The sequence below is a fragment of the Rathayibacter sp. AY1F9 genome (assembly GCF_002932155.1).
Lineage (GTDB): Bacteria > Actinomycetota > Actinomycetes > Actinomycetales > Microbacteriaceae > Rathayibacter.
Genome location: NZ_PSVA01000038.1, coordinates 1 through 19,892, shown reverse-complemented (window position 1 = coordinate 19,892; position 19,892 = coordinate 1). Strand labels below are relative to the sequence as shown.

Here is a 19,892-nt window from a genome sequence, read left to right as displayed (position 1 = left end):
GGTTAACACGTGAGGGCGTCGCACTGGTCCAGCCATCTTCAGATCGTAGATCGCAGGATCAGCAGTGACGCCTCCTCGGCGCACGCACCGGCCCGGCCGGCCTCGCCATCGCCGCACTCGTCGTCGGCATCGTCGCGTTCCTCGTCGGCCTCGTCCCGGTCTTCGGGGCACTCGTCGGGATCGCCGCCGTCGTCCTGGGCGTCCTCGCCCTGCGCCGCGGCCAGTCCAAGGCGATGTCGATCACCGGCGTCGTCCTCGGCGGTCTCGCCGTGCTCGCCTCGCTTCTGAAGACGACCGGCTTCGGAGCTGTCCATACTCACCACTAGCAACCACTGCGGTGATCCCTGGCGACTCGGACGGGCTGCACCGGGCCGGTGCGTGCGCCGAGGAGGCGTCACTGCTGATCCTGCGATCTACGATCTGAAGATGGCTGGACCAGTGCGACGCCCTCACGTGTTAACCAAGGCGTACCTCGGCGCCTGGGCAGATGACCGAGGGACGCTCGATGTCCTGCGACATGCAGCGACGACATGTCATCCCCTGAGCATCAACAACGCGACGGTCGTCGGAGGCGCCGACGATCCCCTCGTGCTCACTCACGACCTCGAGGGGGAGTACGCGTCGATCGAAAATCGAGGTGTGCCGGCGATCCTCAAGCTCCGGCGTGGGAGCGAGCTGGCTTCTAGCGAGTCGACGGCGGTGATCGTTTTCTGGACATGCATCTGGATCGCGGCAGGTACGCAGACCAAGCCGGGACTTTCATCCCCGCCACGCTACTGAAGACTGACGCATCGATCGAAAACGTCGATTTCAGCGTTGCGGACAGACTCCGACTGTCTCAATCCTTGCCTGAAATACTTCGGCTGGCCCCTCTCTGTCTCGAACAGTGGGACGAAGCTCGCCGCGAACGATGCGAGGAATGCCACGACTTGCGCGATCTGTTCTAGCTCCCCGATTCATCCAACTGGTGGATGTCCTGCAGATGACAGGCTATCCGCGATCACGACGCGAACACGGCCAGCTCGGCATTGGAAACCCACATGAGCAAAGCCAGTGCTCGCCTGATCGCGACCCTCGGCGACGAGACCGACCAGACGAGCTGAACTCTCTCGCGTGAACACGACCTCACTTCCTGTTCTTGCGCTTCGGCTGAGGACGCTGCCCGCTCGCGAACTTTGCGATCGGGAGCAGCCTCTTCACCTCTTCATCCATCTGCGGATCGGGAGTGGGCAGCGTTCCGTCGTACATTACGTCGACGAGGCCACGGGTGACTTCGTCATAGAGGAGGACTGCGCCGCGCCGCAGCTCTAGCTGGTACTTCTTTGCCTTCAAATACTGCTGAAAATCGTTTGTGGTCGCCGCGAGATTAGCGTCCTCAGGCAAGGTCGCCCAGACCAGGAGCCAGGCATCCTCCGGCGTGGTCCCGAACGGCGCGGTCCACGAGCGCGGCTTTCCCGTCGACTCATAGATCAGCTTCTTTGGGAGCCGTGTCCAATCGCTCTGTGTCTTCGTCGATCCCGAGATCAGCGTCGCTCCGAGGCTCAACCATCCGACGCCGCCGCGCCGCTGGAGCTCGTCCGCGAGGGCGTTCATCGGGCTTCCGAGTCTCCGCGGCTTCGGAGCACGCGGCTTCATGGGGTCGATCTGCGCCTCGTGCCATGCATCGAGCGGGTCGGTGAGACTCGTGATGATGAGCGTCTGCTGCCGCGCGCGACGCCGTACGTCTGCTGTTCGTGCTTCACGGACCCGCAGATGGGGTAGCTGCTTTAGCGTCGGGTCGGGTTCGACGTAGAGCCCCTTCTGAAAGAAGTAGAGCAGGAGATCGAGTTCGTCGGCAGCGAGGTACAGGCGAGAGGCCTCTGGGTCACGGCGCCGGCGAAGGTAGAGCAGGAACTCACCTCCTCAGGAGTTTGTGCGGACAGACGTAGCACCAATAGGTGTAGCAGTCGGAGGGCCGCAGGCTGCCTGTGCTGCCGGCGGAAGCCGAGCTGGTTGCACGGCTGCAGTTGGCACCGCTGGCGGATCCTGCGTCGCTGCCGGCACTCCTCTTACCAAAGCGTGCGGGCCGTTAGCAGCGAGTGTTGCTTCCGCCTACTCGTCGGAGAGGGTGGAGTCAGTTGCCGTTACTGACGCTGCTACCGCCACAAAGAAGAATGCAGATTGCAACGGTGATCGAGTTGTAACAACTCGGGGGTGTGAACCCCTCATTGATATTCTGCAGAGAAATGTCACACAAGCTAGGGCTGAGATGGCCGCAGACCCGGCTCTGCGCGACCGCTGGCTGACAGATAATGAACGATCCGCCGAAGCGACGAGGCCTTGGCTTGGACCCGTTAATAATGGTAAAGCAATAGAAAGATATGTTGCTTCCAAGAAGGAGGTCATGCTCTATTTCGAATATATTGGCGGCGCGCACATGCCGGATTTTGTAGCTTATAAGAATATTAAGGGTTACGAAGTTACAACCGATAATGAGAAGACTGTAGCAAGACATCTAAAGCGGTGGTACGTGGGACCGGATAGAATCGCGACGTACAGACAGTGGAGGTATGGCAGTTGATCAAATCGTTAGAAATTGACCGGTTCGTGGCGGAGGCCGGATCCGTGACCGAAAACTTCAGTGTCGACGGTTTGCGGCTTTCCGGGTGCTCAACAGAGCTGACGGAGGATATTGCGCGAAGGCCCTTACTGCGGAACCTACGTCTTAAGAACGTGGTGGGCAAGAGTAGTAGTTTGTCAGGGGCGGTACTACAAAACGTCACTGTCGAAAATTTGCGCGCAGACATTTTTTCGGGATTTATAAATGGGTGCGAATTTGATCGAGTAATTTTGAAGGGGAAGTTCTCACCGCTCGTTATCCAAAAGGGTGTCTCTGCGCCGACCGCTTCCCCCCTCGCGCAGAAGTTTGCTCAGGCGCTAAGGGTCGAGCCAGATGACTCGAGTTGGTCGTTAGATATTTCGGAGGCAATTGGGGACATATCCCTTCGTGGGTATGCGCCCCGACGCATTAGGCGAAATCCAACTCATCAGGCTGTGATGACAAGGGCGCAAGCTGAGGCGGGGCGATGGAGAAAGATCGACCTTTCAAATACGACGTTTGTCGTTCAAATTGAGGAGTTGCTAGCCTGCGATTGGTACGAAGGTGTCGTTTTGGTTGCAAATCCTGCAGGGGCGAGATTCCGCTCTCAAGTCGACGGAATCAATCGGTTACGCGATGCGGGTGCCGCGCTCGAAGATTAGTAGATAGTGACGGTCGAGCGTGAGGCTCTATAGCGGTGTTCTGCTTGGCGGTGTAGCGTGCGATACATGAGCTCGAGGGGGTTAGGCCGGAGCGTCGCGTGGTGGTACCCGAATGGGCCCAGCATGTTCCGCGAGGGGGCCGATCGCGACAGCCCTGGGCTTTCGTCAGCGGACGCGCGTCGTGAAGGGCCCCGAACCTGACGACTGCTGGATCTGGACCGGAGCGACCGGCGACGACGGCTACCGCCGCTTGTGGACGCGCACCGTCGACGGCGGGCAGCAGGTCCTCCGGCCTCAGCGGTACGCATTCGAGAAGATTGCCGGCCGCGCCCTCGAGCGGGACGTGATGAGTCCTGGTGCGTCGTGCCGCTGTGCGTGCACGCGGACGAGGCGATATAGCATCTGCGCGAGGGCGATGGGCGCGCAAATAAGATCGACTGCACCCGGCATGGCCGCTACGGAGGCCCCTCGACGACGCTCGCAGTCCACCGGCGCCGGCCGACTCGAGCGCGGTGCGCGAGCGCGGGCGCTACGGGCCCTCGTGCTCGAGCTTGCGGAAGGTCCTCGTCGGCATCGACGAGGACCTTCCTGTGCTCTTCTAAGCCCGGTCGCGTTCCGGAAGCACCGCACCGGATGCGGCTGTTCCATCTCCCGAATACATCGGGGTGGTAGGAATCGTCAGAGCCGTCTTGATCCACCGCAGCGCGACTTGAGCGGCGCCGAGCGCGAGCACGAGACCCACGGTCGACCATCCGGCTGCTAATCCCGCGCCAATGACCAGTTCGGAGTCAACAGCGACCCCGCCGAACGCGTCGCGGCTGTTCGCCCACACCGCCGCGCCGACGGTCCCGAACGCGCTCCCGACGGGATAGACCACAAACAGCAGGGCTACTGCTCGGAGGAGGAGCGCCCGCATTCCCCAGATGCCCTTCACGCCGTGACCTCCATCTCGCCAGCCGAGTCGTGCTCACGCTCGTGAGCGTCGGAGGCGTCGTCATTGGCGTCCTCCGTGGGGCTTGGGGCCGTGGCTGTCGCTTCGGTGAGGGCTCGTATCGCCGCGCGTACATTCGCCGAGGTGATCCCTAATCGTTCCGCGGTCTCGGCCGGGGAGACGTACGCGTCCATCCCCGCGATCGCCCTCGCGGCGTCGAGGCGAGCGGCCGTCGCCTGCTCCTCCGATGCCGCGCGCAGCCTCCGGATCTCCTCCTCGAGCTTCGCGAGGATCGCGTCCTCACGATCAATGGCCGCGAAGTAGTCGGTCGCAAGGTTCTCGAGCTTCTCCTCGCGCTCCCGGTACACGGCGGCACGATCCCGCGCCCTCTTCCGCGCGTCGATCTGCGCAGCGGTCTTCGTTCGTCGAGCACCCATCAGGCCGGTTCCTTCCACACCAAACACCGAACGCTCACACCCAGACGTGCGCGTGGGAACCCTGACCTGCCCAGCACGGTAGCAGCACTCCAACAGCTCGGCCGGGACTGCCCGTGAACGTCGCGCGCGTGAGAGCCTGGCCGCGTGCAACCAGTGATGACACCGCTCCACCGAGCTCTCGGCCGCGAGCCTTCCCCTCTCACTCGCGAGCTGATCGACGAAGCGATCGAGGTGAACCTGGCCGAGTCCGACAATCTGGACTGGAAGAAGAGTGCCCCCGCCGCCGCCGGCGGCGACAACGCCGCCCGTGAATTCGCGAAGGACATCGCCGCGATGGCCAACGCGTCCGGAGGCATCATCGTCATGGGCGTTGAAGAGAAACGTGGCAGAGGTACCGCGAAGGCCATCAACGACATCGACATCTCGGAGCCCGAGCTGCAACGGCTGCGCCAGTGGGCCGGCGCCCACCTGAAGCCGGTCGTCGCCCCGCTGGATGTCACCCCGATCCCGTCCGCTGACAATGCGGCCGTCGGGCAGATCGCGATCACGATCCCCGCGAGCACCAACGCGCCGCACTTCGTCAGCTCGAGTGACAACACGCTGAGGGCCCCTGTCCGGTACGGAACCGAGACCCGATGGCTCGCTGAGCCGGAACTCGCTCACGCGTACTCCAAGCGATTCCAGACCGCCGCGTCCCTCAGCGCACAGCTGGAGGAGGGTGTCGCGCAGGCGATGCACGGCCTCGACCGGACGAAGAAGACCTGGCTGGTGGGAGTCGCCCGCCCTGAAGTCGGCCCGGGAATCGACTCCACCCCCCTCACGAGCCGCGAGTTCCTCGACGTCCTCAGCGAGGCAGAAGACCGGTCGACCGAACTCGTCGGCGCAGAAACATTCGGATCGCCCCTTCAATGGGCCAGCTACACCGGGAGCACGCAGAGGCTGGGTCTCAGACGGCGGATCTTCGAGGATCGCCGAACGAACGACGTGGCCTCCGTCGGCGAGAGCATTCGAGTCGAGCTTCACGACGACGGCACGATCGCGCTCTGCGTCGATGCGTTCCAGTCGAATCCCGTCAACGACGGCCGCGCTTACGTGCAGGTCGAGGTAGTCGAAGGCTTCGCCCGCGATCTCGTAGGCCTGGTTGAAGCGCGATCGAAGCAGCAAGGACGCTCCGGTCGATACGTCGCGCGCGTCGATATGCTGGCGGCCCAGAAGTTTCCTCCGGGTCTTCGAGCGCACGGACCGGACCGACACGGAGACCATGGACTCCTCGAGGGCTCTCGCGAAGTCCTGGAACCGATCCCGATCCTCACCACGATCGAAGCAGGCGTCCCGACTTCAGAGAGGCTCGTTTCCGCGAGGTCCATCGCGACGGACCTTCTCCACCAGTTCTCCTTCGGAGCGCTGTTCACCTTCCCAAAGGAGTGACGAGGAGCCGCGGCGCCCCGGACCTAACGCCCACAACTTCGGCCCGCGCGATCGGCCAGCGTCTCCGACGGTAGCAGCGCGCACGCGCGCCGCGGCGGAGCTGCCTCCGAAGGCGCCTCTTGCTCGGTCGCACCCTGCGGGTGCTGCTCTCGCGGTGCGGCCTCACTCGCACACACCCGTGGACGGCGTCCGCTGTGCTCCCACCGCCCACCGTCGCGTGCTCGTTCCTGGCCGCACCGTCGACGCCGCGCTCACTTCGTTCGGCTTCTGGCGTCGACTCCGCGCGGAACCCGGTGGGTTCCGGCCTGACCCGTCTTTCTCGTTCCTCGTCAGGTCGTTCCCTCATTCTTCGGTCTCTGGGTCGTCACACCTCTTGCATCTTTGACCTTCCGGGTACTCTCAAAAGGTGATGACTCCTCACAAACAGTCCGCGGGGGACGGCTACACCTACTACACGCGTGAGGTGGCGACCGCTGACGTGCGCCGTGGCGGCGAGCGAAAGCTCGGCGATTACTGCACCGCGGACGGCAATCCGGCGGGCGCGTGGATGGGCGCGGGCCTCGCCGGCCTCGGCGAGACCGTCGGCTTGGACGCAGAGAGCCGCCCGGTGTTCGCCGCTGACGCGGCGCGGGAGGTTCGCGGGGAGGTCACGGAGGCGCAGACGAAGGCCCTCTACGGCGAGGGTCTGCACCCGAACGCGGACGCGCTGTTGGACGCCGGCGAGTCAGAGCGGTCGGTGAAGCTCGGGGCGTCGTACTACCGGTACGACGTGAAGGACGAGGGCCTCGGGGCGCAGATCCGTGACGGGTACGAGGCGTTCACGCGCATACACCATCGGGAGCCGGACGCGGACGAGCGGCGCCGGATCCGGGTGCAGGAGGGCGCGATCCCGTTCCGCGATGCGAAGGGTCGCGACCCGGTCGACAAGGAGGAGCTGGGCCGGTTCATCACCGCCGCGCAGCGCCCGCAGCAGCAGGCCGTCGCGGGCTATGACCTGGTGTTCTCGCCCGTGAAGTCCGTGTCGGTGTTGTGGGCGCTAGGTGATGACGAGACCCGCCGGCAGGTCGAGCAGGCGCATCAGGATGCGATCGCCGCGGCCGTCGGGTACCTGGAGGAGAGGGCGATCGCGACGCGCACGGGCCGGGATGGAGTCGCGCAGGAGGATGTGCGTGGGGGGCTGATCGCGTCCAGGTTCCGGCACTACGACTCGCGGACCGGGGATCCTCAGCTGCACGATCACCTGGTCGTGTCGAATAAGGTGCAGGGCATCGACGGGAACTGGTGGGCGACCGACGGGGCGCTGCTGCACAAGCAGCCGGTCGCTGCGTCCGAGTTCTACAACCAGCAGGTCATGGCCGCTCCCCGCGACCGCCTCGGGGTCGCCGTCGAAGCCCGAGTGGTGGCGGACGGGCGGCGTCCGGTGATGGAGATCGCCGGTATCGACACCGAGCTGATGTCCGCGTTCTCCTCCCGTTCCGCCGTGATCCGAGAGACCACGAAGCAGCTCGAAAAGGAGTACCGGCAGCAGAACAGCCACGAACCCGACCCGGCCACGCGGGCGGAGCCGCCGTGAACTCGGCCTCGAGCGACCGCCCGGCGGCCGTGATCGTCGAGTCGTCCCAGCCCACCACCGCTCCCGTCGCGCCGGCCACGGAGGAGGCGGCGGTCGTCGAGACGGCGGAGCCCGCACCCGTCGAGACAGCAGCCCCTGTCGAGACGGCGGCTGCTGCGCAGGTCTCGCCCGAGTTCGCCTCGGCACTCATCAAGGCGCAGAGCTACTCCGAGATGCTCCACATGAGCAAGGCGGGCCTGTACGGCCAGCTCACCTCCGAGTACGGGGAGCAGTTCTCGCCCGAGGCCGCGCAGTACGCGGTGGACACCGTCTCCGCCGACTGGAACGCCAACGCGCTGGCGAAGGCCAAGGACTACCAGGCCCAGATGGCGATGGCGCCGGAGGCCATCCGCGACCAGCTGACCAGCGAGTACGGGGAGCAGTTCACGAGCGACGAGGCCGACTACGCCATCGCGCACCTGAACGACTAGTCCCACTCGGACCGTCGCGGCACTGCGCGGCCACTGAGCAGGTCCTCCCGGAGCGCGCCGCCGTCCGTCGCCCACGACCCGGGCGACGGAGGGCGGCGGACCACCGGAGCCGGTTCAGGCCAGGACGGCGAGGGTGACGGGGAGCGCCTCGCTCCACCTGCCGGTCAGCCGCTCCTCGCCCTCGAGGAACGGCGGCGCGAGGACCCGCGCGAGGACGAGAGTCAGACCGTCGGCCGAGGTCGTGGTGGTCCGTGCGTCGCTGCGGACGAGCACCGTCGACGGCGGCCCGGACGCTCCGGCGCCTGATCCGCTGCCCTGCACCGTCGCGGTCGGCGGGCGGACGATGCGCTGCCCGTCCTCCTCGAAATGCTGCTCGACCTCCCGGGCGCCGGTGCGGATCGCCGTGGCGAAGGCGGCGATCGCGACGGGGTCGCCGGCACCGTCGTAGACCCAGCGACGACCGAGGACGGTGTGCTCGACGGTCGCGAGGAGATGCGCGTCACCGCCGGCGAGAGGCGAGCCGCGGTAGGTCAGCGGCACCTGGAGCGGCGGCTGCCCGGTCGACTGGACGATCAGCGTCTCCACTCCCACCTCGCCATCGGGGTCGTCGAACCGGTAGGCGCCGAGCTGCGTGAATCCGCCGCCCTCGCACCAGGGCTGCGTCGGCGCCCATGCCTCCACGATCTCGAGCTTCCCGGGGGTGATCGTCGCACGGTGCAGAAGGGCCATGCACCGAGAGTAGAGCCGGCAGATCCGTCCGGAGGAGTGCCCGTCAGCGAGCGGCGCCCGCCGTCGCCGACTCGGGCAGGCTGCTCATGGGGAGGGTGTACTCGCCCTTCAGCGCCGAGATCCAGACGGTGGTCGGGGCGACGGCGGCGAAGTTCGAGTTGAGCAGCGCCATCAGCGTGGTGTGCAGGGAGTGCGCGTCGATCGTGCCGGCGTCGTTCGCGATCGCGATCGCGCCCGTCGCGTCGGAGAGGACCTCGGCGCGGAGCCCGTGCGTCTCCGCCTCGGCGGCCGAGGCGAGGATGCAGTTGTTGGTCATGTAGCCGACGAGGGTGATCGTGTCGACGTCGTGCTCGCGGAGCCAGTCGAGCAGGTCGGTCCCCGCGAAGACCGTGCCGAACTGCTTCGTGACGTTCTTCCACGAGTCCGAGCGGCGCTTCTCGATCTCCGGGTGCAGCGCGAAGGACGGACCCGACGGGTCGAAGACCGGCGCTCCCTCGCCCGCGCTGTGCTGGACGACGGCGATCGGGAGGCCCGCGGCGGCGGCGGAGTCGAGGGCGGCGGCGATCCTCGGCAGCGACTGCGCGTGCGGCGGGTACTGGATCTCGAGCGGGCCGCTGAAGTACTCCTGCTGCACGTCGACGAGGATCAGTGCGCGGCGCGGTGTGGTCATGAGGGGCTCCCATCGGTGGCGGACGTCCCCGATCCTCCCGCCCGGGGCTGGGAGCGGCGGTCAGCCACGCGGCCCGCGACCCGGTCGTGGGCGCAGGCCCACACCTCCTCGTGCTCGAGCGGAGTGAGGACGCCGGCGTCGAGCAGCCTGTCGGCCCGCCGCAGCGCGGCAGCGATCGCCGCCTGCTCGGCGACGGCGGGGGAGTCGACGTCCGCGATCACGAGCCGACGGGCGCAGGCCCGGCGGAGGCGGCGGGTCGAGCGGGCCGAGAGGAGCAGGAGCGACGCGGTCGGCAGGGCGAGCGCGGCCAGCAGGAGGAGCGGCAGCCGGTCGAGCGCGAGCGTCCCGACGGCGCCGGCGGCCGTCACGGCCACGACCAGCTGCGGACCGGCCGCGTGCAGGCGGAGGCGCCTGCGCTCCTCGACGGAGGTGCCTGGTGCGAAGACGACGAGCTCGCTCCGGACGACGCCGTACCGGCTCGCGCCGACGGTGTGGCGGCCCCAGCGGGGACCGGCGTCGAGGAGGCGGAGGAGCAGGTGCACGAGCGCCATCGTCTGCCCGCGACGGCGGGTGCAAGGGGATCCTGACGGAACGCGGACGCGCACCGGGCCGATCCGCACGGTCCGCTCGCGCGACGCTCACGACCCCCTCACGACGCGGGATCGCGCGCCGACGTCCCTCCCCAGCCGATTACCCGTGAGGAAAGCGTGAGGATCCGCTCATTCCGGGCGGGCGCGCTCCTCACGGCGAGTAGAAACATCCAGTGACCTCTTCCGTCGTCCGTGGCGACCCCGACGCCCTCGAACCCTCCCCTCTCTCCTCCGCGCGCGCGGGCGGGGTGAAGGCGTGGCTCCTCGAGGGCCTCCGCGACGACTCCGGAGCGCACCCCGGCCCCCACGCGGCCACCGGCAGGACGCACTCGTGGTGGCGCGTCATGTGCCTCACCGGCGTCGACTACTTCTCGACCCTCGGCTACCAGCCGGCCATCGCGGCGCTCGCCGCGGGCCTCGTCTCTCCGCTCGCGACGATCGTCCTGGTGGTGCTGACGCTCCTCGGCGCGCTCCCCGTCTACCGCCGCGTGGCCCGCGAGAGCTTCCGCGGCGAGGGGTCGATCGCGATGCTCGAGCGCCTGCTGCCCTGGTGGGGCGGCAAGCTCTTCGTGCTCGTGCTGCTGGGGTTCGCGGCCACCGACTTCATGATCACGATCACCCTCTCGGCGGCCGACGCGACGGCGCACGCGGTCGAGAACCCGTTCGCCCCCGCCTGGTTCCACGGGGCGGAGGTGCCGCTCACGCTGGGGCTGATCGCCCTGCTGGGGATCGTGTTCCTGCGCGGGTTCCGCGAGGCCATCTCGATCGCGGTCGTGCTCGTGGCCGTGTTCCTCCTGCTCAACGCGATCGTGATCGCCGTGGCGATCGGGCACGTGGCCGAGAACCCCGTCGTCATCGGCGACTGGTGGTCGGCGCTCACGACCCAGCACGGGAATCCGCTGATCATGGTCGGCATCGCGCTCATCGTGTTCCCCAAGCTCGCGCTCGGGCTCTCCGGCTTCGAGACCGGGGTCGCGGTCATGCCGCAGATCCGCGGCGACGCGGGCGACACCGAGGACGCCCCGGTCGGCCGCATCCGCGGGGCGAAGCGGCTGCTCATCACCGCCGCCGTCACGATGTCGGCGTTCCTCATCACCTCGAGCTTCGTCACCACGCTGCTCATCCCGCAGGCGCAGTTCCAGCCGGGCGGCGAGGCCAACGGCCGCGCGCTGGCCTACCTCGCGCACGAGTACCTCGGCGAGGGCTTCGGCACGGTGTACGACATCGCGACGATCTGCATCCTCTGGTTCGCGGGCGCCTCCGCGCTGGCCGGCCTGCTCAACATCGTCCCGCGCTACCTGCCCCGCTACGGCATGGCTCCCCAGTGGGCCGGCGCCGTCCGTCCGCTCGTGCTGGTCTTCACCGTCGTCGCCTTCGTCATCACGATCCTCTTCCGCGCCGACGTCGACGCGCAGGGCGGCGCCTACGCGACCGGCGTGCTGGTGCTGATCACCTCCGCGTCCGTCGCCGTGTTCCTCTCGGCGAAGCGCAGGAAGCAGCGCAAGCGCGCCGTGGGCTTCGCGGTCATCGCGCTGGTCTTCGTCTACACGACGGTCGTGAACGTGGTCGAGCGGCCCGACGGCGTGCGGATCGCGGCGGTCTTCATCGTCGGCATCCTCGCGGTCTCGCTCGTCTCGCGCGTGCACCGCTCGTTCCAGCTGCGCGCCACCTCCGTGGTGTTCGACGCCGCCGCGATCGACTTCCTCACCACGGACGCCGACGACTACGGCGTGATCCGCATCCTCGCGAACGAGCCCGACGACGGCTCCGAGGCCGAGTACCGGGACAAGCTGGCGGAGGAGCAGCGCGACAGCAACCTGCCCATGCGCGGGCCGGTGCTCTTCCTCGAGGTGCACACCACCGACTCCTCCGACTTCGAGGAGGACCTGGTCGTGCAGGGCCGCGTCTGCCACGGCTTCCGCGTGCTCACGGTGACCAGCGGCAACATCCCGAACACCATCGCCACGGTGCTGCTCGAGATCCGCGACCTCACCGGCGTGATCCCGGACGTCTACTTCGAGTGGACCGAGGGCGGCCCCATCTCGAACATGTTCCGCTTCCTCATCACCGGCACCGGCGAGGTCGCCCCCGTCACCCGCGAGGTCCTCCGCCGCGCGGAGTCCCGCCGGGACCGCCGGCCGGGCGTGCACGTGGGCTGACGCCTGCTGCGCGGCGGGGGAGTGGCGGCGCGGAGGTGCCGCTCCTGCTGCGGGATGGCGCCGAGACGCCGCTCCGTCATCGAGACACCGCTGCAGGAGCGGTGCGTCGGCGGAGGAGGCGGTGTCCCGGCGCGCGGCGGCCCCGTAGCGTGGGCGGCGGGCGCCCGTCGGGGCGCCGACACCGACGAACGGACGACGATGACCCTCGAGGACCAGCGCGCGCACATCCTGACCGGCGCCGTGTACGACGACATGACCCCCGAGCTCGTCGCCGCGCGCGAGCGGGCGGTCCTCGCCTCGAACGCGTACAACGCGAGCTTCGGGCGTCCCCCGGTCGAGCGGGAGGCTCTGCTCCGCGAGCTCGTCGCCTCGGTGGGCGCGGACGCGCACCTCGAGCCGACGTTCCGGTGCGAGTTCGGGTTCAACATCACGATCGGCGACCGCTTCTACGCGAACTTCGACTGCATCCTGCTCGACGGCGCCCCCATCACGATCGGCGACGACGTGCTGTTCGGCCCGCGCGTCTCGATCTACACGTCGAACCACGCCCTCGACCCGGCCGAGCGCGCCGCCGGCGCCTGCACCGCGAAGCCGGTCGTCGTCGGCGACGGCGTCTGGATCGGCGGCGGCGTCACGATCAACCAGGGCGTCACCATCGGCGACGGGGCCGTGATCGGCTCGGGCAGCGTCGTCACCCGCGACGTTCCTCCGCTCACCATCGCGGCCGGCGTCCCCGCCCGCGTCCTCCGCTCGATCACCCCCGACGACCGGACCGGCTACCGCCCGGCCCACTGACGGCGGCCCACGCCGGCCCCGAGACGCCGGCTCCGAGACGCCTCGGAACGGCTCCCGGCCTCGCGGCGATCCGCCCTCAGGACTTCACGGTCGACAGGGGCTCGGTGATGCTCTCGAGGCTGCGGCGCTCGGCGTCGACGCCGAAGATCAGGGCGATCACGCCGCCGAGGATCATCACGGCGGCGCCGACGAAGTACCCGATCGTCAGCGGACCGCGGTCGCTGCCGTCGCCGATCAGGGCGCCGTAGAGGGCGGGGGCGACCGCTCCGGCGATCTGGCCGAGGGTGAAGAAGTACGAGATCGCCTGGCTGCGCAGCTCGAGCGGGAAGATCTCGCTCACGGTGAGGTAGGCGCTCGAGGCTCCCGCGGAGGCGAAGAAGAACGACACGCACCAGAGGATCGTCTGCGTCGTCGCGGTCAGGACGTCCATGCTGAAGAGGACCGCCGAGACGGCCAGGACCGCTCCCGAGACGCCGTAGGTGAGGAAGATCATCTTCCGCCGGCCCCACACGTCGAACAGGTGGCCGAGCACCAGCGGCCCGACGAGGTTGCCGATCGCGAACGGGAAGAAGAAGTACGAGATCGCGCTCTGCTCGACTCCGTAGAAGTTCTCGAGCACCAGCGCGTAGGTGAAGAAGATCGCGTTGTAGAGGAACGACTGGGTGATCATCATCGTCCCGCCCACCAGCGTCCGCTTCGGGTACTGCCGCAGCAGCACCCTGGCGATGGTGCGGAACGGGATGCTCTCCGTCGCCTTCACGGTGATCGCCTTCGCGTCGTCGACCGGCTCGAGCACGCCGCCCTCCGCCTCCACTCGGCGCTCGATCTCGTCGACGGTGCGCTCCGCCTCCTCCTCGCGGCCGTGCGTCATCAGCCAGCGGGGGCTCTCGGGGATGTGGCGGCGGAGGTAGATGATCGCCAGGCCGAGGATCGGGCCGAGGAAGAAGCCGAGGCGCCAGCCGACGTTCTCGGCGAAGAGCGCGTCGTTCAGGAAGAACAGGTTGGCCGCGGAGCCCAGAGCCGCGCCGCCCCAGTAGGTGCCGTTGATCGCGATGTCGACGCGGCCGCGGTACTTGGAGGGGATGAGCTCGTCGATCGCGGAGTTGATCGCCGCGTACTCGCCGCCGATCCCCATGCCCGCGAAGAAGCGGAACACGGCGAGGAAGACGTAGTTCGGCGCGAGTCCCGCCAGGCCGCTGGCGACCAGGTAGATGACGAGCGTCAGGATGAACAGCTTGCGCCGCCCGAGCTTGTCGCTCAGTCGCCCGAAGATCAGGGCGCCCGCGATCTGCCCGCACAGGTAGATCGTGCCGAGCAGGCCGACCTCGAAGGCCGAGAGCCCGAACTCCTTCGCGAAGCCGGCGGAGGCGACGATCTGGATCTCGAGTCCGTCCAGCACCCACGAGAAGCCGAGGCCGACGACGATCGACCAGTGGAAGCGGGTCCAGGGGAGCCTGTCGATGCGGGCGGGCACGAGGCTCCGGACCGGGCCGCGCGGACTGGTGGATGTCGACATGGCGAGCGCCTTCCTGTCGCCCCGGCGTCGTTGCGGAGGAACGCTGTCCCGAGCGCGGCGAGACGACACTAGACCCGCGGGCGGCTCCATATCGCCGGGCTATTCACCCCTTGTCACGGACCGCCGAGCGGGTGTATCCCGGGCATCGGTGCCCACCCGGAGGCGGAGCGAGGCGCGGAGCTCATCGGCCCGGATCCGGAGCGAGGCGCGGTGGACGCGAGCCCGGATCCGTCCCGCGGGGCCTGACACCGCCCGCCTCCTCGGCCTAGCGTGGAGGCATGATCGACGCGACGCCCGCGGGCACCCCCACCTACGTCCTCAGCGAGGGGCCCGTCTGGGATCCGGACACCGCCCGCCTCACCTGGGTCGACATCGAGGCCGGCGCGGTCCTGTCCGCCCCCGTCACCGCGGAGGGGATCGGAGCGATCTCGCGCACCGACGTCGGAGAGCAGGTCGGCGCCGCGCTGCCCCTGGGCGACGGGCGGACGCTCGTCGCGCTGACCCGGCGGCTCGCGATCCTGGAGGTCGACGGCTCCCTCACGCGCGGCTCCGAGCTGCTGCCGGAGGGGCACCGCTTCAACGACGGCACGATCGACCCGCAGGGGCGCCTCCTGGTCGGCTCGCTGACCCTCGGCGAGTCGGCGGGCGACGACGTCCTGCTGCGCATCGAGCACGACGGATCCGTCACCGTGCTCGACGACGACCTGCGGCTCTCGAACGGACTCGGCTTCTCGCCGGACGGCTCTGTGCTGTACTCGGCCGACACCGAGTCGGGCGTGATCCACCGCCGCTCCTACGCGGACGCCGAGCACGGCCCGCGCGAGCCCTTCGTCGAGCTCGAGGAGGGCGTGTTCGCCGACGGACTGACCGTGGACGCCGACGGCCGCGTGTGGGTCGCGGTCTGGGGCGGGAGCGGCGTCCGCGTGTTCGAGGCCGACGGCAGCCCGGTCGAGGGCGCGGGCATCAGGATCGACGCCCCGCACTCCTCCAGCATCGCCTTCGCGGGCGAGGACCTGGACATCGCGGTCGTCACCTCCGCATCACGCGACCTCTCGGCGGACGAGCGGGCGCGTCATCCGCACGCCGGCGGACTGTGGATCGCGCAGCCCGGTGCCCGCGGCCGCGCCGCCACGCGCTGGGTGGAGGGCCCTCTGCCCTAGAGGCGGCCGGTCGCCCGTCAGACGGCGGGCGTCGTCGGCGGGCTCGGCTCCGACGCGGGCTGCGGCACGAGGGTCAGCCGCGAGATGCGGTAGCGGTCCGTCTCGGCCACGCGGAGCAGGTGGTCGCCGACGAGCACGGAGTCGCCCACGACGGCCACACGGCCGATCCGGTCGAGGACGAACCCGCCGACCGTCTCGTACGGACCCTCGGGCAGCTCGATGCCCAGCTGCTCCGCCAGGTCCTCGAGGATCATCCCGCCGTCGACGTCGTGCAGCTGCTCGGCCGCCTTCGCGTCGACCGCCTGGCGGGCGCCGTCGTACTCGTCGTAGATCTCGCCGACGAGCTCCTCGAGCAGGTCCTCCAGCGTGATGATGCCGTCGGTTCCCCCGTACTCGTCGATGACGACGGCGATCTGGTGGCCGTCGTGGCGCATGGTGCGCAGGGCCGCGAGCACCTTCGTCGTGCCGGGGACCGCGAGGATCGGGCGGGTGATGTCGGCGACGCTGCTCGCGGTGCCGGCGCGGCCCGCCTCCGGGAACGCGGACATCAGGTCGCGAACGTGGACGAAGCCGAGGACGTCGTCGAAGTCGTCGCCGACCACCGGGTAGCGCGAGTGCGGCTGGTCGAGGACCGCCGCGTAGCCCTCGGCCACGCTGAGCGCGCCGCGGAGGAAGTCGACGTCCGGGCGCGGGCGCATCACCTCGGCGACGCGGCGGTCGTCCGCGCGGAAGATGTCGGTGAGCAGCCGGCGGCTGTCCTCGTGGATCTCGGTGTTGCTGGAGATCATGTCGCGCACCTCGTCGGCCGAGACGCTCTCGCCCTTCTCGCGCGGGTCGGCGCCGAGGAGGCGGACGACGGCGTCGGTCGAGACGGACAGCAGCCAGATCACGGGGCGCATCAGGCGCGCGAGGGCGTTGAGCGGGGGCGCGAGGGCCTTGGTGAACGCGACGGACTTCTGCATCGCCAGGCGCTTGGGGACCAGCTCGCCCAGCACCAGGGAGAGGTACGCGATGACGAGGGTCATCAGGATCAGGGCGACGGTCGAGGCGGCGGAGGCCGAGAGGCCGAGCGACTGCAGCGGCGGCACGAGGTCGGGCGCGATGGTCGAGGCGCCGTACGCCGAGGAGAAGAAGCCGGCGAGCGTGACACCGATCTGTACCGCGGAGAGGAACGTGTTGGGATTGCGGACGAGCTCGGCGATGCGCCGGCCGCGCTCGCTGCCGGCCTCGATCGCGCGGACCTGGCTCTCGCGGAGGCTGACGATGGCCATCTCGGTGCCCGCGAAGACGCCTCCGAGGAGGACGAACAGCACGACGAGGCCGATGTTGAGGAGGGTGTCGAGATCCACGCCGACCAGAGTAGGGATGCCGGCCGTGAGAACGCCTCGTGGACTCTCAGGGAGTGGGTCGGGCGGGGCGACGCCCCGCCCGCCCGCTCAGGACGCGTCGGCCGGGCGCACGCCGATCGTGAGGATGAGGTTCGCGTAGATGCGGCGGTCGCCCGAGGCGATGGTGAGCGCGACGTCGGGCGTGCGCGCCTCGGCGTAGAAGGCGTGCCGCTCGAGCGAGGTGAAGGGGACGCCGTCGAGGGACCGGCGGAAGGCGTCCTGCGCGGGGACGTCGATCCCAGGCGCGGGGGTCATGACCGTCGCCTCCTCGACGACGATCGCCGAGAGAAGGGCGTCGAGGATCTCGTCGACGGTCAGCATGTCGGGCCGGAGGTTCAGGTGCACCAGGGCGGAGTTCGGTCCGAGCGTGGTGCCGACGGGGTAGTTGCCGTCGGCGATGAGGACGCGGGAGCCGTGGCCCGCGCGGGCGAGCGCGTGCAGGATCTCGGGGTGGAGGAGGGTCGTGGTCAGCAAGAGGAGCTCCTAGAGGTCGTGGAGGTGGGCGACGGACGAGCCGGCGAGCAGGCGGCCGGGAAGCCTCCGCTCCTGGGGGCCGGGCTGCTCCGCCCCGGAGTCGAGGCGGAGGCGGACGAGGGCGGCGGCCTCGGCGGCGATCGCCTCCGTCGGCTGGGCGATCGTGGTCAGGTGCGGGCGGACCACGCGGGCCAGCTCGACGTTGTCGAAGCCGACGACGGAGAGGTCCGTCGGCACGCGCAGCCCGGAGTCGCCGAGGGCGATCAGGGCGCCGACCGTCAGCTCGCGGTTGCTCGCGAACAGGGCGGTCGGCCGGGGGCTCAGGGCGAGGATCCGCTCGACGGCGGCGACCCCGCTCTCGACCGTCAGCGGGCCGCGCACCACGGCGTCGACGGCGGGGTGCACGCCGCGCTCGGCCAGGGCGGCGAGGAAGCCGGCGGTCCGCTCCCGGGTGGAGGACACTCCGTCCTCCCCGCCGAGCACCGCGATCGAGCGGTGGCCGTGGTCGAGGAGGTGGCGGGCGGCGGAGGCGCCGGCGCCCGCGTTGTCGAGCGCGACGCGATCGGTGACCAGTGCGTCGTCGATCCAGTCGACGGCCACCACGGGGGTGCCCTGCTCGGAGGCGCGGCGCAGCGCGTCGACGTCGCCCGCGGACGGCACCGCCACGATCCCGTCGACCATCTTCTCGAGCAGCAGGTCGACCGCGGCTCCCGGCTCGGGGCGGCTCACGCCGACCAGCACGCCGATGCCCTCTCCGCGCAGGGCCCGCTCGAGGCCCGCGATGATCGAGAGGTGGAACTCGTTGTCGAGGGCGGGCAGCAGCACTCCGACCGTGCGGGAGCGCCGCGAGCGCAGGCCTCGAGCGAAGCCGTTGACGCGGAAGCCGACTTCGGCGGCCGCCGCCTCGATCGCCGCCCGGTTCTCGGGGCGCACGGGGAGCCCGTTGTAGTGCTTCGAGATGGTCGAGAGCGAGAGGCCGGTCAGCCGCTGCAGGTCCTTGTAGGTGGCCACGTCACAGGGTGGCGCGGGGCGAGCCGTAGCCGCTCCAGCCCGGGATCGTGCCGTCGGCGTCCCACAGGTCGAGCCAGCCGGTGCTGCCGGGCCAGAGGAAGACCTGGCCCTTGATCAGCCGGTTGTTGCGCTCGGCGCCGCGCAGCGCCTCCTGCTCCTCGGCCGTGAGCACCAGGGAGGCGGCGGCCAGGTTCGCCTCGATCTGCTCCGGCTTCACCGCGAACGGGATCGGGATCTGGCCGCGGTTCACCGCCCAGGCGAGGCACACGACGGCCGGATGCACGCCCCGCTCCTCGGCGATCGCCCGCACCGCGGGGTGCTCGATGTCGACGATGTCGCCCTCCACCCGGTCGCGCTCCGGCCGCGACGGCGAGCCCAGCGGCGAGTAGCCGATCGGCTGGATGCGGTGGTCGAGGCAGAAGCGGAACAGCTCCGGCTGCTGGAAGCAGGGGTGCAGCTCCATCTCGTTCAGCTGCGGGGCGATGCGGACGTCGGCGAGGATCCGCTCGAGCTTGGGGATGGTGACGTTGGAGGTGCCGAGGTGCCGGACGAGGCCCCGGTCGACCAGGCTCTCGAGCGCTCGCCAGGTCTCGAGGAACGCCTCGTGGACGTACGGGCGGGCGTGCGGATCGCGCGCGTCGGTCTCGGCGTGCGGCGGGTGGTGGTTCGGGAAGGGCCAGTGCACGAAGACGGCGTCGAGCACGTCGAGGCCGAGGTCGGCGAGCGAGCGCTCGACGGAGGCGACGGCCGCCGCGGGCTCGTGCGCGTCGTTCCAGATCTTCGACATGACGAAGAGCTCGTCGCGGTCGACTCCGGAGTCGGCGATCGCCCGGCCGACGCGCGGCTCGTTGCCGTAGACGGTGGCGCAGTCGAGGAGGCGGAAGCCGGCGCGGAGGGAGTGCTCGACCGCGAGGCCGACGGTCTCGGCGTCGTAGCGGTCGGAGCCGAACGTGCCGGCGCCGATCGCGGGGATGCGGCTGCCGCTCGCGAGGACGCGGTGGCTCGGCGGAGTGGGGGCCATGCGGATCCTCCTGGTGCGGCGGCGGGGGCGAAACGTTGCGCTTCACGGTAGGCGGCGGAGGGCGGTCTCGTCAATGATGCCGTGGACTGGGGTGCGTAACGTTTCGTGCGGTGCCGCTTTCGTCCTCCGTCCCCCGCCCCGCCCCCTCGAAACGCCGATAGTCGTCGCACTCGAGCGCGACTGCGACGACTCCTGGACTGTCGAGAAGAGCCCCGCCCCTCCGCTCAGACCAGCCGGCGCGACTCCTCCGTGACCACGCGGAACCAGCGCGCGCCGTAGCCGTCGAGGGGCACCGACACG

General features: G+C 69.3%; 19 protein-coding genes. 7 read left to right on the top strand and 12 right to left on the bottom strand.

The genetic code is table 11. The annotated features are described in order from the left end of the window. Window positions 1-38: 38 nt before the first annotated feature. Window positions 39-314: a hypothetical protein gene (locus C5C37_RS16415; RefSeq protein ID WP_146085264.1), complete on the bottom strand. Its 276-nt coding sequence runs from the start codon at window positions 312-314 to the stop codon at window positions 39-41. Between the two features lie 811 nt (window positions 315-1,125). Then, complete coding sequence (locus C5C37_RS16410; RefSeq protein WP_104339292.1) at window positions 1,126-1,593, bottom strand: hypothetical protein; 468 nt, start codon at window positions 1,591-1,593, stop codon at window positions 1,126-1,128. Between the two features lie 514 nt (window positions 1,594-2,107). On the opposite strand from C5C37_RS16410, the gene C5C37_RS17285 reads away from it, so the two are divergent. Next, window positions 2,108-2,560 carry a hypothetical protein gene (locus tag C5C37_RS17285; protein ID WP_146085263.1) on the top strand — a complete coding sequence of 151 codons (453 nt, stop codon included), beginning with the start codon at window positions 2,108-2,110 and terminating at the stop codon, window positions 2,558-2,560. Window positions 2,561-3,838: 1,278 nt separating this feature from the next. Here C5C37_RS17285 and C5C37_RS16405 read toward each other — a convergent pair. Together C5C37_RS16405 and C5C37_RS16400 are read right to left on the bottom strand one after the other, a co-directional pair. Then, entirely contained in the window at window positions 3,839-4,174 is a 336-nt protein-coding gene (locus tag C5C37_RS16405; RefSeq protein WP_104339291.1) for a hypothetical protein, read from the bottom strand. Continuing rightward, the gene (locus tag C5C37_RS16400; RefSeq protein ID WP_104339290.1) at window positions 4,171-4,608 is read right to left on the bottom strand and encodes a hypothetical protein; all 438 of its coding nucleotides are present in this window, start codon (window positions 4,606-4,608) and stop codon (window positions 4,171-4,173) included. Before C5C37_RS16400 ends, C5C37_RS16405 begins: the two co-directional genes overlap by 4 nt. A gap of 144 nt (window positions 4,609-4,752) precedes the next feature. Here C5C37_RS16400 and C5C37_RS16395 point away from each other — a divergent pair, with 144 nt between their 5' ends. The 3 genes from C5C37_RS16395 to C5C37_RS18000 all read left to right on the top strand — a co-directional run bounded on the left by C5C37_RS16395 (window position 4,753) and on the right by C5C37_RS18000 (window position 8,079). Further along, entirely contained in the window at window positions 4,753-6,036 is a 1,284-nt protein-coding gene (locus C5C37_RS16395; protein WP_146085262.1) for a helix-turn-helix domain-containing protein, read from the top strand. A 409-nt stretch (window positions 6,037-6,445) separates the two neighbouring features. Next, the gene (mobF, locus tag C5C37_RS16390; RefSeq protein ID WP_104339288.1) at window positions 6,446-7,609 is read left to right on the top strand and encodes a MobF family relaxase; all 1,164 of its coding nucleotides are present in this window, start codon (window positions 6,446-6,448) and stop codon (window positions 7,607-7,609) included. Continuing rightward, a complete protein-coding gene (locus tag C5C37_RS18000) occupies window positions 7,606-8,079 on the top strand; it encodes an Ltp family lipoprotein (protein WP_104339287.1) in 474 nt (157 codons plus the stop codon). The genes mobF and C5C37_RS18000 overlap by 4 nt, the downstream gene beginning before the upstream one ends. Window positions 8,080-8,193: 114 nt before the next feature. On the opposite strand, the gene C5C37_RS16380 is transcribed toward C5C37_RS18000, so the two are convergent. Genes C5C37_RS16380 through C5C37_RS16370 form a run of 3 tightly spaced genes read right to left on the bottom strand, consistent with a single transcriptional unit; the run spans window position 8,194 to window position 10,020 of the window. Then, window positions 8,194-8,808: a hypothetical protein gene (locus C5C37_RS16380; protein ID WP_104227321.1), complete on the bottom strand. Its 615-nt coding sequence runs from the start codon at window positions 8,806-8,808 to the stop codon at window positions 8,194-8,196. Between the two features lie 43 nt (window positions 8,809-8,851). Next, the gene (locus C5C37_RS16375; protein ID WP_104339286.1) at window positions 8,852-9,478 is read right to left on the bottom strand and encodes an isochorismatase family protein; all 627 of its coding nucleotides are present in this window, start codon (window positions 9,476-9,478) and stop codon (window positions 8,852-8,854) included. Beyond that, entirely contained in the window at window positions 9,475-10,020 is a 546-nt protein-coding gene (locus C5C37_RS16370) for a DUF6611 family protein (protein ID WP_146078891.1), read from the bottom strand. The genes C5C37_RS16375 and C5C37_RS16370 overlap by 4 nt, the downstream gene beginning before the upstream one ends. A 221-nt stretch (window positions 10,021-10,241) precedes the next feature. Between C5C37_RS16370 and C5C37_RS16365 the strand changes: the two genes are divergently transcribed. Further along, window positions 10,242-12,227, top strand: coding sequence for an amino acid permease (locus tag C5C37_RS16365; RefSeq protein ID WP_374952929.1), 1,986 nt, complete (start codon window positions 10,242-10,244; stop codon window positions 12,225-12,227). Between the two features lie 198 nt (window positions 12,228-12,425). Continuing rightward, window positions 12,426-13,022 (top strand): sugar O-acetyltransferase, encoded by a 597-nt coding sequence (locus C5C37_RS16360; protein WP_104248278.1) that lies wholly within the window; start codon window positions 12,426-12,428, stop codon window positions 13,020-13,022. A gap of 76 nt (window positions 13,023-13,098) precedes the next feature. Here the strand turns inward: C5C37_RS16360 and C5C37_RS16355 are convergent, their stop codons facing one another. Next, window positions 13,099-14,538 carry an MFS transporter gene (locus C5C37_RS16355; RefSeq protein WP_104339285.1) on the bottom strand — a complete coding sequence of 480 codons (1,440 nt, stop codon included), beginning with the start codon at window positions 14,536-14,538 and terminating at the stop codon, window positions 13,099-13,101. 278 nt (window positions 14,539-14,816) lie between these two features. On the opposite strand from C5C37_RS16355, the gene C5C37_RS16350 reads away from it, so the two are divergent. Continuing rightward, complete coding sequence (locus tag C5C37_RS16350) at window positions 14,817-15,698, top strand: SMP-30/gluconolactonase/LRE family protein (protein ID WP_104261684.1); 882 nt, start codon at window positions 14,817-14,819, stop codon at window positions 15,696-15,698. Window positions 15,699-15,715: 17 nt separating this feature from the next. Here the strand turns inward: C5C37_RS16350 and C5C37_RS16345 are convergent, their stop codons facing one another. The 4 genes from C5C37_RS16345 to C5C37_RS16330 form a co-directional block, all read right to left on the bottom strand. Further along, window positions 15,716-17,047 (bottom strand): hemolysin family protein, encoded by a 1,332-nt coding sequence (locus C5C37_RS16345; protein WP_104273901.1) that lies wholly within the window; start codon window positions 17,045-17,047, stop codon window positions 15,716-15,718. An 87-nt stretch (window positions 17,048-17,134) separates the two neighbouring features. Further along, a complete protein-coding gene (locus tag C5C37_RS16340) occupies window positions 17,135-17,560 on the bottom strand; it encodes an RbsD/FucU family protein (RefSeq protein ID WP_104225080.1) in 426 nt (141 codons plus the stop codon). Window positions 17,561-17,569: 9 nt separating this feature from the next. Further along, complete coding sequence (locus C5C37_RS16335; protein WP_104339284.1) at window positions 17,570-18,571, bottom strand: LacI family DNA-binding transcriptional regulator; 1,002 nt, start codon at window positions 18,569-18,571, stop codon at window positions 17,570-17,572. Window position 18,572: 1 nt separating this feature from the next. Beyond that, a complete protein-coding gene (locus C5C37_RS16330; RefSeq protein ID WP_104261686.1) occupies window positions 18,573-19,592 on the bottom strand; it encodes an aldo/keto reductase in 1,020 nt (339 codons plus the stop codon). Window positions 19,593-19,892: the final 300 nt, after the last annotated feature.

Excerpts from the sequence above, each read along its gene's own strand:
- C5C37_RS16415 (WP_146085264.1), bottom strand. The coding sequence starts at position 314 with ATGGACAGCTCCGAAGCCGGTCGTCTTCAGAAGCGAGGCGAGCACGGC.
- C5C37_RS16410 (WP_104339292.1), bottom strand. The coding sequence starts at position 1,593 with ATGAACGCCCTCGCGGACGAGCTCCAGCGGCGCGGCGGCGTCGGATGG.
- C5C37_RS16400 (WP_104339290.1), bottom strand. The coding sequence starts at position 4,608 with ATGGGTGCTCGACGAACGAAGACCGCTGCGCAGATCGACGCGCGGAAG.
- mobF (WP_104339288.1), top strand. The coding sequence starts at position 6,446 with ATGACTCCTCACAAACAGTCCGCGGGGGACGGCTACACCTACTACACG.
- C5C37_RS16380 (WP_104227321.1), bottom strand. The coding sequence starts at position 8,808 with ATGGCCCTTCTGCACCGTGCGACGATCACCCCCGGGAAGCTCGAGATC.
- C5C37_RS16375 (WP_104339286.1), bottom strand. The coding sequence starts at position 9,478 with ATGACCACACCGCGCCGCGCACTGATCCTCGTCGACGTGCAGCAGGAG.
- C5C37_RS16360 (WP_104248278.1), top strand. The coding sequence starts at position 12,426 with ATGACCCTCGAGGACCAGCGCGCGCACATCCTGACCGGCGCCGTGTAC.
- C5C37_RS16355 (WP_104339285.1), bottom strand. The coding sequence starts at position 14,538 with ATGTCGACATCCACCAGTCCGCGCGGCCCGGTCCGGAGCCTCGTGCCC.
- C5C37_RS16350 (WP_104261684.1), top strand. The coding sequence starts at position 14,817 with ATGATCGACGCGACGCCCGCGGGCACCCCCACCTACGTCCTCAGCGAG.
- C5C37_RS16330 (WP_104261686.1), bottom strand. The coding sequence starts at position 19,592 with ATGGCCCCCACTCCGCCGAGCCACCGCGTCCTCGCGAGCGGCAGCCGC.